Raw genomic sequence first — 15,140 nt, 5'->3', positions numbered from 1 at the left:
TCGCGGATGAAGAACACCGGCGTGTTGTTGCCGACCACGTCCCAGTTGCCTTCCTCGGTATAGAACTTGATCGAGAAACCGCGCACGTCGCGCTCGGCATCGGCCGCGCCGCGCTCGCCGGCCACCGTCGAAAAGCGCATGAACAGCGGCGTTTCCTTGCCGACCTGCGCGAAGACTTTCGCTTTCGTGTAGCGCGAGATGTCGTGCGTGACCTTCAGCGTGCCGAAGGCGCCCGAGCCCTTCGCGTGCACGCGACGCTCGGGAATCACTTCGCGATCGAAGTGGGCGAGCTTTTCGAGCAGCCATACGTCTTGCAGAACGACCGGGCCGCGCGGGCCGGCGGTCATCGAATTCTGGTTGTCGGCGAGCGGGGCGCCAGCGGCATTGGTGAGCTTACGTTCGGACATGTTTCCTCCTCGGCTTGTCCAGCCTTGAACACAGGTCGGCGCCTGAGCTGTGTGAATACGGGATCGGGCGATCCCTGGAGGAAACTATATCAACCCTATCGATTATCTATATTTGATAAATTCTATCTATGCGATAGGGTTTGCGCCCTTTTTTTGAGACTTGCGATCCGGCCGGGCTCGGCAAGCCCGGCGCGGCTGCGGGCCGCGGCGATCTGCCGCCGGCCCCCTACCGTTCCATCAGTTGACGGCGGCCGGCAGATCGAGCTTCTTGACGCCCGGCAACTCGCACGCGGCGATCGCCTCGCAGATCGCCTCGATCGCGGGCATCCGCGTGAAGCTCTTGCGCCATGCGAGCACGACGCGGCGGTCCGGCACCGGCTCGTCGAACGCGACGTAGCTGAGCAGCCCCGCGTCGATCCCGCCCGCATGCGGCTTCACTTCATGCACCGACATGCGCGGCAGCACGGTAATCCCAACGCCGCTCGCAACCATGTGGCGAATCGTTTCAAGCGACGAGCCTTCGAAGGTCTTCTGGATCCCGTCCGCGTTCTGCGAAAACCGCATCAGCTCCGGGCACACGCCGAGCACGTGATCGCGGAAGCAGTGACCGCTGCCGAGCAGCAGCATGGTTTCCTGCTTCAGATCGTCGGGATCGATTTTCGGGCGGCTTTCCCACGCGTGCCCGGACGGCAGCGCGACGACGAACGGCTCGTCGTACAGCGGACGCAGCATCAGCCCGGTTTCGGGGAACGGCAGCGCCATGATCGCGACGTCGATTTCGCCCTGCTTGAGCAGCTCGATCAGCTTGAGCGTGTAGTTCTCCTGCAGCATCAACGGCATCTGCGGCACGCGCGCGATCATCTGCTTGACCAGCGTGGGCAGCAGATACGGTCCGATCGTATAGATCACGCCAAGGCGCAGCGGCCCGACCAGCGGGTCCTTGCCCTGCTTGGCGATTTCCTTGATCGCGAGCGTCTGCTCGAGCACGCGCTGAGCCTGCGTGACGATCTGTTCGCCGATTGGCGTGACGCTGACCTCGCTGGTGCCGCGCTCGAAAATCTGCACGTTCAGCTCGTCTTCGAGCTTCTTGATGGCGACGGACAGCGTGGGCTGGCTGACGAAACACGCTTCGGCCGCCCGGCCGAAGTGCCGCTCGCGCGCTACCGCCACGATGTATTTCAATTCGGTGAGCGTCATTCGGGGATCAATCAGTATGAAGGATTCGATAGGTTCTAGTTATACACCTATAGGGTCGGTTCGCCAACCGCTTCGCCAACCTTTTGACCGTGTGACGCCAAACGTTTAGCGCCGCACGACGACAAAACGCAAACCGGCCGCCGTGTCACGCCTTCAGATACTGCTCGCGCGCGCCCAGCCAGCGCGCCAGATGCTGGAGCACCACCTCCGGGTATTGCTCCAGCAGCGTGGCGGCGGCCTCGCGCGCGGGGTCGATCAGCCACTGGTCGTTTTCGAGGTCGGCGAAACGCAGCATCGCGGCGCCCGACTGGCGCGCGCCGAGAAACTCGCCCGGTCCGCGAATCTCGAGGTCGCGGCGGGCGATCTCGAAGCCGTCGGTGGTCTCGCGCATCGTCTGCAAACGGGCGCGCGCGGTCATCGACAGCGGTCCGGTGTAGAGCAGCACGCACACCGACGCGGCGCTGCCGCGCCCGACCCGGCCGCGCAGCTGATGCAACTGCGCAAGGCCAAAGCGCTCCGCGTGCTCGATCACCATCAGCGACGCGTTCGGCACGTCGACGCCCACTTCGATCACGGTCGTCGCGACCAGCAGCTGGATTTCGTTGCGCGAGAACGCGTCCATCACCGCGGCCTTTTCGGCCGGCGCGAGGCGGCCATGCACGAGGCCGACCCGCAACTCGGGCAACGCGGCCACGAGGGTTTCGTAGGTTTCGACCGCGGTCTGCAGTTGCAAGGTCTCGCTTTCCTCGATCAGCGGACACACCCAGTACACCTGGCGCCCGGTCAGCGCGGCCTCGCGCACGCGGCCGATCACCTCCTCGCGGCGCGCGTCGGACACCAGCTTGGTCAGGATCGGCGTGCGGCCGGGCGGCAGCTCGTCGATCGTCGATACGTCGAGGTCCGCGTAGTAAGTCATGGCGAGCGTGCGCGGGATCGGCGTCGCGGACATCATCAGTTGATGCGGCTGGAAGTCGCTCGCGCCGTCGGCCGCGCCCTGGGCCTTCGCGCGCAGCGCGAGCCGCTGCGCGACGCCGAAGCGATGCTGTTCGTCGACGATCACGAGCCCGAGCCGCGCGAACTCGACCGCGTCCTGGATGATCGCGTGCGTGCCGATCACGAGTTGCGCGGTGCCGAGCGCGGCCGCTTCGATCGCCGCGCGCTTCTCCTTGGTCTTCAGACTGCCCGCCAGCCACGCGACGCTCACGCCGAGCGGCTCCAGCCAGCCGCGCAATTTGCGCGCGTGCTGCTCGGCGAGGATTTCGGTCGGCGCCATCAACGCGGCCTGGTAGCCGGCATCGATCGCCTGCGCGGCGGCGAGCGCCGCGACGATCGTCTTGCCGCTGCCGACGTCGCCCTGCAACAGCCGCTGCATCGGATGCGGCTGGGTCAGATCGAGCGCGATTTCGCCGCCGACCCGCTCCTGCGCGGCCGTCAGCGAAAACGGCAGCGCCTTCAGCAGACGCGCGACCAGCGCCGACTCGTCGCCGAGCTTGCGGCGCGGCATCGCCGGCGCGGCGCGGGTGCGGCGCTCGTCGTGCGCGCGCTTGAGCGACATCTGCTGCGCGAGCAACTCTTCGAATTTGATGCGCACCCACGCCGGATGGGTGCCGTCGATCAGCGCGGTCTCGTCCGACTGCGCGCCCGGATGATGCAGCGTGCGCACCGCGTCCATCAGCGACGGCACGCCGAGCGGTTCGAGATGCTCGCGCGCGACCGGCGCGGGCAACAACTCCGGCAGCGAGGTGCGCGACAACGCGTTGTCGATCGCCTTGCGCAGATACGCCTGCGACACCCCCGCGGTGCTCGGATAGACCGGCGTCAGCGCCTGCGGCAGCGGCGTGTCTTCATCGACCACGCGCACCGCCGGATGCACCATCTCCATCCCGAAGAAACCGCCGCGCACGTCGCCGCGCACGCGCAGCCGCGCGCCGAGCGCCATCTGCTTGACCTGCGAGCCGTAGAAGTTCAGGAAGCGCAGCACCAGTTCGTCGCCGTCGCCATCGCGCAGCTTCACCAGCAACTGGCGACGCGGCCGGTACGCGATCTCGTTGTCGAACACCACCCCTTCGGTCTGCGCGATGCCGCCGGGCAGCAGATGGCCGATCGGCGTCAGCGAGGTTTCGTCCTCGTAGCGCATCGGCAGATGCAGCACGAGGTCGATGTCGCGGTTCAGGCCGAGTTTGGCGAGCTTGTCGGCGGTTTTGACGGGGGCTTTCGCCGCGGGTTTGGCGGCGGCTTTGCTCGAAGATCTGGATTTGGCGGCGGGTTTGCCGTTTTCGTTGGCGGCTGCGAGTTGTTGCGCCGGGTCGTCCGGATCACTCGCGCTCGCGCCGCCACCCGCGCCGCCCACACCCTCTCTCACCTCATCCTCGTCCGTCTCGCCTCGCGCGCCGCGGCGCCGCGGCGCGTCTCCCGCTTCGAGGTTGGCAACGGACAATCGGCGGTCGGACAAAGGCATGGGCTGCTTCGCAAGTACAATATCGGCTGCTGTCGAAAAAAACGTCGTGCCGCGCTGCGCGCTGTCTCGCACGCAGGACGCGGCACAGGACAGGGCGCACGGGCCGCTTCGGCGTCCCGCCATCATAGCCGCCCGACTCCGGCTTCGGCTCAATTCCGTCCCAATTCGCTCCCAGTCGTTCGCATGTTTACGCTTTCCGATTTCGATTTCGATCTGCCGCCCGAGCTGATCGCGCAAGTCGCGCTGCCTGAGCGCAGCGCGAGCCGTCTGCTCGAAGTGGACCACGCCGGGGCCCCCGATGGCGCCGCGCGCCTGATCGATCGCCGCTTCACCGAGTTGCCCGCGTGTCTCGCGCCCGGCGACCTGCTCGTCTTCAACGACACCAAGGTGCTGAAGGCCCGCTTCTTCGGCCAGAAGGCCAGCGGCGGGCGCATCGAAGTGCTGGTCGAGCGCCTGACCGGCGAGCGCAGCGCGCTCGCGCAGATCCGCGCGAGCAAGAGCCCGCAGCCGGGCACCACTGCGCGTCTGGCCGATGCGTTCGACGTCACCGTCGGCGAGCGCGTCGATCAGTTCTACACGCTGCACTTCCCGGACGATTGCCTGACGCTGATCGAGCAGTACGGCCGCCTGCCGCTGCCGCCGTACATCGAGCACGATCCCGACGCGACCGACGAAACCCGCTACCAGACCGTGTTCGCGCAGAACCCGGGCGCGGTCGCCGCGCCGACCGCCGGCCTGCACTTCGACGACGCGCTGCTCGCGAAGCTCGACGCGCAGGGTGTCGAACGCGCGACGCTGACGCTGCACGTCGGCGCGGGCACGTTCCAGCCGGTGCGGGTCGAGAACATCGCCGAGCACAAGATGCACAGCGAGTGGTATCACCTGCCGCAGTCGCTGGCGGACCGGATCGCCGCGACCAAGGCGCGCGGCAACCGCGTGATCGCGGTCGGCACCACGTCGATGCGCGCGCTCGAAGCCGCCGCGCGCGACGCCGAAGCGGCCGGCCGGCCGCTCGCCGCGACCAGCGCGGAAACCGACATCTTCATCACGCCGGGTTACCGCTTCCGGGTGGTCGACCGGCTGGTGACGAATTTCCATTTGCCGAAGTCGACGCTGCTGATGCTGGTGTCCGCGTTCGCCGGCGTCGAGACGATTCGCGCGACCTATCGTCACGCTATCGAGCAGCGTTACCGCTTTTTCAGCTATGGCGACGCGATGCTGTTGACGCGGCGCGACGTTTGAATTCGGCCCGTGAGTGCGGCAATCGAGCCCGATGCCTGAATGCGACGGCGGCATGCAACGCCTCTAACGTGCCGCCTCGGCGTCCCGCTCGAATGCGCCGTTCGGATACGCGCCGTGGCGGTACGCAAAGCAGCACCGCAGCACTACACGGTTAGTAGTTTTTTTAGGCAGTCCCCCAGCCGCCGCGCTCCCCCGCAGCGGCATTTCCTTATCTGCGCCGGTGTCGATCCGGTGTTAGCGCTTTAGCGCTTACTCCGGTCCCATGCAAAGCATGTTTTCCGGTAGCACAGGAGTTACTCAATGACCCTGGGTCATCCCACGCAGCAACCCGCTCACGAGCGCCCCGCAAACGGCCTCAAATTCGAACTGCTCGGCACCGACGGCCTGGCCCGCCGCGGCCGTGTCACGCTGAATCACGGCGTGGTCGAAACGCCGATCTTCATGCCGGTCGGCACCTACGGCACGGTGAAGGCGGTCCAGCCGCGCGAGCTCGACGAGATGCACGCGCAGATCATCCTCGGCAACACCTTCCACCTGTGGCTGCGCCCGGGCCTCGAAACCATCGAAGCGCACGGCGGCCTGCACGGCTTCATGGGCTGGAAGAAACCGATCCTCACCGACTCGGGCGGCTTCCAGGTGTTCTCGCTCGGCGACCTGCGCAAGATCACCGAGGACGGCGTCACGTTCGCGTCGCCGATCAACGGCGACCGGCTGTTCCTGTCGCCGGAAGTGTCGATGCAGATCCAGAAGGTGCTGAACTCGGACATCGTGATGCAGTTCGACGAATGCACGCCGTACGCGACCAACAACATCCCGACCTCGCACCAGGAAGCGGCCGAATCGATGCGCATGTCGATGCGCTGGGCGCAGCGCTCGATCGACGAATTCCAGCGCCTGGGCAATCCGAACGCCCTCTTCGGCATCGTCCAGGGCGGCATGTTCGAGGACCTGCGCGACGAATCGCTGGCCGGCCTCGCGGAGAAAAACTTCCACGGTCTGGCGATCGGCGGCCTGTCGGTCGGCGAGCCGAAGGAAGACATGATGCGGATCCTGAACCACATCGGCCCGAAGCTGCCGGCCGACAAGCCGCACTACCTGATGGGCGTCGGCACGCCGGAAGATCTGGTGGCGGGCGTCGCGGCCGGCGTCGACATGTTCGACTGCGTGATGCCGACCCGCAACGCGCGCAACGGCTGGCTGTTCACCCGTTTCGGCGACGTCAAGATCCGCAACGCGACCCACAAGAACTCGCTGCGCCCGCTCGACGAACAATGCGGCTGCTACACCTGCCGCAACTTCACGCGCGGCTATCTGCATCACCTGCACCGCGTCGGCGAAATCCTCGGCGCGCAGTTGAACACGATCCACAACCTGCACTACTACCTCGAACTGATGCAGGAAATGCGCGATGCGATCGACGCGAAGATGTTCGACGCGTTCCGCAAGCGTTTTCACGAGGACCGCGCACGCGGCGCCGTACCCGCGTCCTGAGCGCGCGGCGCGCCGATTGAACTGAACAATCCGCGCGTCGCGACCCAGTCACCGCGCATAAACCTTACACTTCACTTTCGCCGGAACCGCATCGAGTGCCCAAATATTGCTCGATGCAGGCCTTTAAACGGTTGATCGCAAAGCCGATTCGCCGTGCCGGCGCGGGTTCGGCCGGTGGTAGAATAATCGGCTGAATTTTTTGTTAGTTTTGACTGATAACGGAGAGACCAACGTGTCGTTCATTTCCAATGCCTATGCTCAAGGCGCTGCAGCAGGTGGCATCGAATCAAACCTGATGAGCTTCCTGCCGCTGATCCTGATGTTCGGCGTGCTGTACTTCATCATGATTCGCCCCCAGATGAAGCGCCAGAAGGAACACCGCAGCATGCTCGCCGCGATGGCCAAGGGCGATGAAGTCGTGACCAACGGCGGCATCGTCGGTAAGGTGACCAAGGTGGGCGAAGCCTACGTCGGCATCGAAATCTCGGAAGGCACCGAAATCACCGTGCAAAAGGCAGCGGTTACGACGGTTCTGCCGAAGGGCACGATCAAGTCGCTGTAAGGCCTGCTCTCCCGCGTCCGGCGCGGCCTCGCGGCCATTTCAGGCAGTCCCGCTGAACTGACCGCGCTCATCGCCGGGCGCATCGCATCCAAGCCAACCTCCCGTTGGACCACTCATGAATCGCTACCCCCTCTGGAAATACGCCGTGATGCTGGTGGCTCTGGTCATCGGCCTCGTGTACACGCTGCCCAATCTGTACGGCGAAGCGCCGGCGGTGCAGGTGTCGAGCGGCAAGGCGACGGTCAGGCTCGACGCCACCACGCTCGCGTCGGTCGAAGCCGCGCTCGCGGGCAATCAGATCAAGCCGACTGCAGTCACGTTCGATAACGCGCAGAACAACGCGACCATCCGCGTGCGTCTCGCGGACACCGACACGCAACTGCGCGCGAAGGATCTGCTGCAGAAGTCGCTGAACAGCGACCCGAACGATCCGCAGTACATCGTCGCGCTGAACCTGCAAAGCGCGTCGCCGAGCTGGCTGACCGCGCTGCGCGCGCTGCCGATGTACCTCGGTCTCGATCTGCGCGGCGGCGTGCACTTCCTGCTGCAGGTCGACATGGCCGGCGCACTGAACAAGAAACTCGATTCGGACGCGTCGGACGTACGCACGATGCTGCGCGACAACAACGTGCGCGACGGCGGCGTGAATCGCGTGAACCAGTCGGTGGTAGTGAATCTGGCCGATCAGGCCACCGCGGACGCGGCGCTCAAGCTGCTCAGCCGCGGCGTCAGCGAATTGCGGTGGACGTCGCAGCCGAATGCCGGCGCGGACGGCGGCGTGCAGCTGGTCGGCACGTTCACGCCGGAAGTGCAACGCTCGGTGCAGGACGCCGCGCTCAAGCAGAACATCACCACGCTGCATAACCGCGTGAACGAACTCGGCGTGGCCGAGCCGGTGATCCAGCAACAGGGCTCGGACCGCATCGTGGTCGAGCTGCCGGGCGTGCAGGACACCGCGAAGGCGAAGGACATCATCGGCCGTACCGCGACGCTCGAAGCGCGCCTCGCGGACCCGGTCAACACCCACCCGAACCCGAACGATCCGGTGCCGCCGGGTGACGAACTCTTCACCCAGGGCAACCAGGTGCCGGTGCTGCTGCGCAAACAGGTGATCTTCACCGGCGACCGCATCATCGACGCATCGGCGGGCTTCGACGAGCATCAGCGTCCGTCGGTCAACATCCGTCTGGACTCGGCCGGCGGCCGCGCGGTGCGCGCGGTGTCGCGCGACAACATCGGCAAGCCGATGGCGATGGTGCTGTTCGAACGCGGCAAGGGGGAAGTGCTGACGGTCGCGACGATCCAGTCGGAACTGGGCGACCGCTTCCAGATCACCGGCCAGCCGACCCCGCAAGCGGCCGCCGACCTCGCGCTGCTGCTGCGCGCCGGTTCGCTCGCCGCGCCGATGGAGATCATCGAGGAACGCACGATCGGCCCGAGCCTCGGTGCCGACAACATCAAGAAGGGCTTCCACTCGGTCGTGTGGGGCTTCGCGGCAATCGCCGTGTTCATGATCGCGTACTACATGCTGTTCGGCGTGATCTCGGTGATCGGCCTTTCCGTCAACCTGCTGTTGCTGGTCGCGGTGCTGTCGATGCTGCAGGCCACGCTCACGTTGCCGGGTATCGCCGCTATCGCGCTCGCGCTCGGTATGGCGATCGACGCGAACGTGCTGATCAACGAGCGCGTGCGTGAAGAACTGCGCCACGGCGCGCCGCCGCAACTGGCGATCCAGAACGGCTACGCGCATGCATGGGCGACGATTCTCGACTCGAACGTGACCACGCTGATCGCCGGTCTCGCGCTGCTCGCATTCGGCTCCGGCCCGGTGCGCGGCTTCGCGATCGTCCACTGTATCGGCATTCTGACGTCGATGTTCTCGGCGGTGTTCTTCTCGCGCGGCCTCGTCAACTTCTGGTACGGCGGCAAGAAGAAGCTGAAGTCGCTGTCGATCGGTCAGGTGTGGCGTCCGCAGACGGCTACCGCCGGCGCCAGCGCTTATCTGGAAAACGACGACGCCGCGACCGACACCGCGCAGGCCATCGCCAACGCGCAGGCCAGCTCGAAGTCCGGCGTCAAGCCGGCCGCGAAGGCAAACGCCGCCTCGCAGGCTCGCGGCAAGCCGACCGTGCGTCGCCGCAACACGCCGGGCACGCCGCCGGATGGCTCGACGCCGCAAAAACCGGGTTCATCCCGCTGAGTCCCGGAGAACAAGACCATGGAATTTTTCCGTTTCCGTAAAGACGTTCCGTTCATGCAGCGCGCGTTGATCTTCAACGCGATCTCGCTGCTGACGTTCCTCGCCGCCGTGTTCTTCCTCGTGCATCGCGGGCTGCATCTGTCGGTGGAATTCACCGGCGGTACCGTGATCGAGGTGCAGTATCCGAACGCGGCGCCGCTCGACCCGGTGCGCAACACGCTCGGCAAGCTCGGCTATGGCGACGCGCAGGTGCAGAACTTCGGCACCGCGCGCGACGTGCTGATCCGTCTGCCGCTGAAGGAGGGCCTGACGTCCGCGCAGCAGAGCGAACAGGTGATGGCCGCGCTGAAGACCGATACGCCCGACGTGCAGTTGCAGCGCGTCGAGTTCGTCGGTCCGCAGGTCGGCAAGGAACTCGCCACCGACGGTCTGCTCGCGCTCGCGTGCGTGGTGGTCGGTATCGTGATCTACCTGTCGTTCCGCTTCGAATGGAAGTACGCGGTGGCCGGCGTGATCGCGAACTTGCACGACGTGGTGATCATTCTCGGCTTCTTCGCGTTCTTCCAGTGGGAGTTCTCGCTGTCGGTGCTGGCCGCGGTGCTCGCGGTGCTCGGTTACTCGGTGAACGAGTCGGTCGTTATCTTCGACCGGATTCGCGAGACCTTCCGCCGCGAACGCAAGATGAGCGTGATCGAAGTCATCAACCACGCGATCACCAGCACGATGTCGCGAACCATCATCACGCACGGCAGCACGCAGATGATGGTGCTGTCGATGTTCCTGTTCGGCGGCCCGACGCTGCACTACTTCGCGCTCGCGCTGACGGTCGGTATTCTGTTCGGTATCTACTCGTCGGTGTTCGTCGCGGCGGCGCTTGCGATGTGGTTCGGCATCAAGCGTGAAGACCTGATCAAGGACAAGAAGGAACGCGTCGATCCGGACGATCCGAACGCGGGCGCGCAGGTTTGATGCGCACGTAGATTGCGGCAACAAAAAAGGCCGGTTCTCGCGAACCGGCCTTTTGCGTTTACAGCGCTGTTACCCGTCTCCTGCTCGCGGCCCTTTTCCGTCCTAGCGGAAACCGAGCTTGCGCCGCGCTCCAATCAACGCGCTGATACTCACCAGCGCGGCGAACATCACGTAATAGCTCGGCGCCGCCTTCGAACCGGTCGCGCCGATCAGCCACGCGATGATGAACGGCCCGAACCCGCCGAAGATCGTCACCGCGATGTTATAGGCGAGCGACATCCCGGTCGTGCGCGTCTGCACCGGGAAGATTTCCGACAGCAGCCCCGGCGTCGCGCCGAAGTAGCCGCTGACGAGAAAGCCGAACAGGATCTGCCAGACGATCAGCGTGCCGAAGCTCGGATGCGCGATCAGATACAGGAACGCCGGATAGACCAGCACCAGCAGCGCCACCGCCGCGGCCAGCATGATGCGCGTGCGGCCATGCAGGTCCGACAGGTGCCCGACCACCGGCGAGAACACCATCTGCATCACGCCGGTCACCGCGATCGCGGCAAACGCGACCGACGGCGCGAGGCCCAGCTGCTTCACCCCATAAGTCGGCATGAACAGCACCAGATACGACGACACGGTGCCGAGCACGACCACGCCCATCGCGATCACGAGCCGCAGCTTCTGCGTCGCGAAGGTATCGCGCAGCGGCGTCTGGGTGGTTTCGGCGGCGAGAAATTCGGGCGTTTCGTCGAGCTTGCTGCGGATATAGAACGCGACCGGGCCGATCAGCAGACCGAAGAAAAACGGCACGCGCCAGCCCCACGAGTTCATCTGCTCCGGTGTGAGCGTGCCGGTCAGCAGCGCGCCGAAGCCGGCGGCGAGCAACGTGGTCAACCCCTGACTGGCCATCTGCCAGCTCGCGTAGAAACCGCGCCGCCCCGGCACGTGTTCGGCGAGAAACGCGGTCGCGCTGCCGAACTCGCCGCCGGCCGAGAAACCCTGCATCAGCCGCGCGATCACGAGGATCACCGGCGCGGCAAGGCCGATGCTTTGATAAGTGGGCAGAATCGCGATGATCAGCGTGCCGCTCATCATCAGCAGGATCGACAGCGTCAGCGCCGCCTTGCGGCCCGCGCGATCCGAGTACGCGCCGATCACGATCGCGCCGAGCGGGCGCATGAAGAACGACACACCGAAGGTGCCGAGCGTGAGCAGCAGCGACACCGTGTCGTTGCCGGCCGGGAAAAACAGCCTCGAGATGGTCACCGCGAAAAAGCCGTACACCACCAGATCGAACCATTCGAGCGCGTTGCCGATCGAGGCGGCCACCACCGCGCGCCACGAGTTGTGCCGGCTTCCCACGACGCTTGCCGCTGTCGTTGCATTCATCCAGATCTCCTGTCCCGCGCGAAATATTTATCGACGCGCGCGTGCGACACGCGCGCCGGCCGCACCGGCTACGCGCTCCACCGGCACACTCCAGCGTCTATTTAACTGAAAAAATAAAAGCGGCGCGAGCGGCAAATAATCGGCGCGCGTCCGGCGGCGCACAAGGCGTTCGGTACAGGCGAAAAAAAACCGCTTCGTTGCGAGCGCAACCGAAGCGGTTCGTGGTGCGGTGCAGCGCGGCGGCTGTCCGCCCGGAATTACTGCTGCTTGACGCCTTCCGACTGGATGTTCAGACGCGTCAGCATGCTGAAACCGTACTTCGAGCCGAAGTCCATGCCGAAGTCGCTGCGGTTGAACTCGGTGCTCGCCTCGACGCCGCACACTTCGCGCTTGAGCACCGGATGCTGCATGCACTTGAACGAGTCGATCTTCAGATTGACCGGCTTGGTGACGCCGCGGATCGTCAGATTACCGATCACTTCGACCGGCTTGTCGCCGTCGAACTTGATCTGCGTGCCTTTGTACGTGACGCTCGGATACTGCGCGACGTCGAAGAATTCGCCCGCCTTCAGGTGGTCGTCGAGTTTCGCGTTGCCGGTCTGCACCGAGGCCGGGTCGACGGTCACGTCGAGCGTGCCGGTCTTCGCCGCGCGGTCGAGCGTGACGGTGCCGGTGGTCTTCGTGAACTTGCCGCGCCACGTCGACAGACCACCGAAGTGATCGGCCTCGAAGCTCGGATAGGTATGGGTCGGATCGAGCATATAGGTATCGGCGGCGAATGCGCCGAACGACAGCGACGAAGCCAGCGCGCCAACAGCGATCAACATGGACGTTTTCAATTCGTGCTCCTGTATTGCGTTGAAAATCGCGGTGCAACCTGGGTTGCAACAACCGCCGCGCCCCACGCGGCGCGGCCTGCTTCACGAACGCCGCACGCGTTACTTGTGCGCGGCGACGAGGTGAAATTTGATGACCACTTCATCGGCGACGACCGACGTGTCCTTCCACTCGCCGGTGCCGATGTCGAACTGCGAGCGTTTGATCGGCAGCGAGCCGTCGAAGGTCTGCGTCGCGCCCTGCTGGGTCACGGTGACCGGCACCACGACCGTCTGCGACTTGCCCTTGATCGTCAGCTTGCCGGTGACCTTGAACTGGTTGCCACCGGCCGGCGCGATCGCGCTGGACACGAACGTCGCGTTCGGATACGTCTTCGCGTCGAACCACTCCTTGCCGCGCACCTGCTCGTTGTAGCTTTCGTCGCCCAGGTCGTAGCTGGCGACGTCGATGTTCAGCTGCGCGCTGCCGGCGCTCGGTTTGGCCGGATCGAAGCTGACCTGAGCGGTGAACTTGCCGAACTTGCCCTCGACCGGCACGTTCATCTGCTTCGACACCGCGCTGACCGAACTCTTCGCGACGTCGACCTGGGCGAGCGCCGCGCCGGCCATCGTCAGCGACACAGCCGCGACCGCGGCGAGCATGGAGCGATAAAACGGAACCTTCATGGCAGTCCTTATTTGAGGAAAGGGAGCATGCGCGACAGCAGCCCGTCGCGATCGACCAGTTGATGCTTGAGCGCGGCCAGCACATGCAGCGCGACCAGCACCAGCAACGTGTAATTCAGCGCGATATGCACGGCCTTCAGCACTTCCTTGAGCTGCGGGTCGGGCGCGATCAGGCGCGGCAGCGGAATCAGGCCCAGATAGACGACCGGCACGTTGGCCGCCGAGCTGTACAGATAACCGGAGGCCGGAATCACGACCATCAGCGCGTACAGCAGCAGATGCGTGAGATGCGCGGCGCCGCGCTGCCAGCCGGGCATGCGGCGCGGCAGCGGCGGCGCGGCGTGGGTCGCGCGCCACAGGATGCGCAGGATCGCGAGCGCGAACACGGTCACGCCGATCCATTTGTGCCAGGAGAAGTAACGCAGCTTGGTGGGCGTAAAGCCCGGGATGTCGGTCATCACCCAGCCGAGCGCGAAGCCGCAAACGATCAGCAGCGCGATCAGCCAGTGAAACGCGATGGCGGTCCGCGTGTACGACTCCTGATTACCGAACGAGGGATTGGGTGTCATGACTGATCAACGCAGGCTGATAGAAGTTAACGGCGCGGCCGACCCGGCTATTCCGCGATGCCTGCAACGCCGGCGGCGCGCGATCCGACTTGCATCGATCGCGCCGAACCGCCAGCGCACAGGCCAAGGGCGCCATGCTACCCGAAGCGCGCCGGACTGGCTGTAGCGGCCAGAACCGGACGGGTCCGATTTTTGCGGCAGCGCGCGACGGATTCGACCAGGCGACCGCGCACCAATTGGGGACAAGGCGGTCCGAAACGCCGTGGTGCGCATCGCACGCGCCCGCCGCCGCGCCGTGGTTGGGCCTTTCGCGCTGTTGCGCGGGGCCGCGTTTGGTACTATTGCTCCCACTTTCGCCCGACTTTTCTCAAAAAACGGACCTTGCCGCTCCGCCGCTCAAGTCACTCAACCACGTCGTCACGCAGCCAGCCGCATGGAACATGACCATCTGATCGCGTGCCATGAATGCGACACGCTGTTCCGCAAGCCACGGCTTGTCGGGCGCACCACCGCGCGCTGTGCGCGCTGCGGCGCATCGCTCTATCGCGGCGTGTCGCGCAAGCTCGACGCGATCTGCGCGATGACTCTCGCCGCGCTGATCACGTTCGTGATCGCGCAGGGCTTTCCGATCGTCGAACTCGAGACCAACGGCATCACCTCGCAGACCACGCTGTTCGGCGCGCTCGTCGCGCTATGGGGCGAGGACATGCAGATCGTCGCCGTGATGGTGTTCTGCTCGACGGTGCTGTTCCCGCTCACCGAACTGGTCGCGTTGCTGTACGTGCTGGTGCCGCTGCGCGCCGGCTACGTGCCGCCGCAGTTCAACCGCGTGCTGCGCGCGATCCAGTTCGTGCGGCCGTGGGGGATGATCGAAGTGTTCATGCTCGGCGTGCTGATCACGATCGTGAAGATGGTCAGCCTCGCGCGCGTGATTCCCGAAGCGGCGCTGTTCGCGTTCGGCGCGCTGACGCTGATGTTCGCGGTGGTCGTCACGTTCGATCCGCGCGTGCTGTGGGACATCGCCGACGAACTCGGCGCGCCGGACGAGGCGCCGCTGCCACGCTCGCAGGCGGACAGCGCCGCGCTCGCGGTCGGCACGCCGGTGCCGCAGCCTCAGCAGCAGCCGGACGCTCCCCCCACCCCGCGCGAAGGATGACCCCGCG

At 65.4% G+C, this 15,140-nt stretch carries 13 protein-coding genes; 6 read left to right on the top strand and 7 right to left on the bottom strand.

The genetic code is table 11. The annotated features are described in order from the left end of the window. The 3 genes from BTH42_RS02675 to recG all read right to left on the bottom strand — a co-directional run. The coding region (locus tag BTH42_RS02675; protein ID WP_143751954.1) for a catalase at positions 1-407 on the bottom strand (407 nt) is incomplete at its 3' end. A 237-nt stretch (positions 408-644) separates the two neighbouring features. Next, positions 645-1,604, bottom strand: a complete 960-nt coding sequence (locus tag BTH42_RS02670) for a hydrogen peroxide-inducible genes activator (protein WP_075295504.1) — start codon at positions 1,602-1,604, stop codon at positions 645-647. Between the two features lie 145 nt (positions 1,605-1,749). Next, positions 1,750-4,062, bottom strand: coding sequence for an ATP-dependent DNA helicase RecG (recG, locus tag BTH42_RS02665; protein WP_075295502.1), 2,313 nt, complete (start codon positions 4,060-4,062; stop codon positions 1,750-1,752). Positions 4,063-4,245: 183 nt separating this feature from the next. Between recG and queA the strand changes: the two genes are divergently transcribed. The 5 genes from queA to secF all read left to right on the top strand — a co-directional run bounded on the left by queA (position 4,246) and on the right by secF (position 10,526). Next, on the top strand, positions 4,246-5,304 hold the full coding sequence (gene queA, locus BTH42_RS02660; protein WP_075295500.1) for a tRNA preQ1(34) S-adenosylmethionine ribosyltransferase-isomerase QueA: 1,059 nt from the start codon (positions 4,246-4,248) through the stop codon (positions 5,302-5,304). 300 nt (positions 5,305-5,604) lie between these two features. After that, on the top strand, positions 5,605-6,795 hold the full coding sequence (gene tgt / locus BTH42_RS02655; protein ID WP_075295498.1) for a tRNA guanosine(34) transglycosylase Tgt: 1,191 nt from the start codon (positions 5,605-5,607) through the stop codon (positions 6,793-6,795). A gap of 232 nt (positions 6,796-7,027) precedes the next feature. Then, positions 7,028-7,357 (top strand): preprotein translocase subunit YajC, encoded by a 330-nt coding sequence (gene yajC / locus BTH42_RS02650; protein ID WP_075295496.1) that lies wholly within the window; start codon positions 7,028-7,030, stop codon positions 7,355-7,357. 115 nt (positions 7,358-7,472) lie between these two features. Continuing rightward, positions 7,473-9,557, top strand: a complete 2,085-nt coding sequence (gene secD, locus BTH42_RS02645) for a protein translocase subunit SecD (RefSeq protein ID WP_075295494.1) — start codon at positions 7,473-7,475, stop codon at positions 9,555-9,557. Between the two features lie 18 nt (positions 9,558-9,575). Continuing rightward, complete coding sequence (gene secF / locus BTH42_RS02640) at positions 9,576-10,526, top strand: protein translocase subunit SecF (protein WP_075295493.1); 951 nt, start codon at positions 9,576-9,578, stop codon at positions 10,524-10,526. A 102-nt stretch (positions 10,527-10,628) separates the two neighbouring features. Here the strand turns inward: secF and BTH42_RS02635 are convergent, their stop codons facing one another. The 4 genes from BTH42_RS02635 to BTH42_RS02620 all read right to left on the bottom strand — a co-directional run bounded on the left by BTH42_RS02635 (position 10,629) and on the right by BTH42_RS02620 (position 13,977). Then, positions 10,629-11,906 (bottom strand): MFS transporter, encoded by a 1,278-nt coding sequence (locus BTH42_RS02635; protein WP_075295491.1) that lies wholly within the window; start codon positions 11,904-11,906, stop codon positions 10,629-10,631. A 257-nt stretch (positions 11,907-12,163) separates the two neighbouring features. Further along, the gene (locus BTH42_RS02630) at positions 12,164-12,733 is read right to left on the bottom strand and encodes a YceI family protein (RefSeq protein ID WP_075295489.1); all 570 of its coding nucleotides are present in this window, start codon (positions 12,731-12,733) and stop codon (positions 12,164-12,166) included. Positions 12,734-12,844: 111 nt separating this feature from the next. Beyond that, complete coding sequence (locus BTH42_RS02625; protein ID WP_075295487.1) at positions 12,845-13,408, bottom strand: YceI family protein; 564 nt, start codon at positions 13,406-13,408, stop codon at positions 12,845-12,847. Positions 13,409-13,416: 8 nt separating this feature from the next. After that, positions 13,417-13,977 (bottom strand): cytochrome b, encoded by a 561-nt coding sequence (locus BTH42_RS02620; protein WP_075295485.1) that lies wholly within the window; start codon positions 13,975-13,977, stop codon positions 13,417-13,419. Between the two features lie 433 nt (positions 13,978-14,410). Here BTH42_RS02620 and BTH42_RS02615 point away from each other — a divergent pair, with 433 nt between their 5' ends. Then, positions 14,411-15,133, top strand: a complete 723-nt coding sequence (locus BTH42_RS02615) for a paraquat-inducible protein A (protein WP_075295476.1) — start codon at positions 14,411-14,413, stop codon at positions 15,131-15,133. Positions 15,134-15,140 lie beyond the last annotated feature (7 nt).

The organism is Burkholderia sp. SRS-W-2-2016 (genome assembly GCF_001931485.1).
GTDB lineage: Bacteria > Pseudomonadota > Gammaproteobacteria > Burkholderiales > Burkholderiaceae > Paraburkholderia.
The sequence above is the reverse complement of the archived record's forward strand: the minus strand, read 5'-3'. Positions and strand labels throughout refer to the sequence as shown.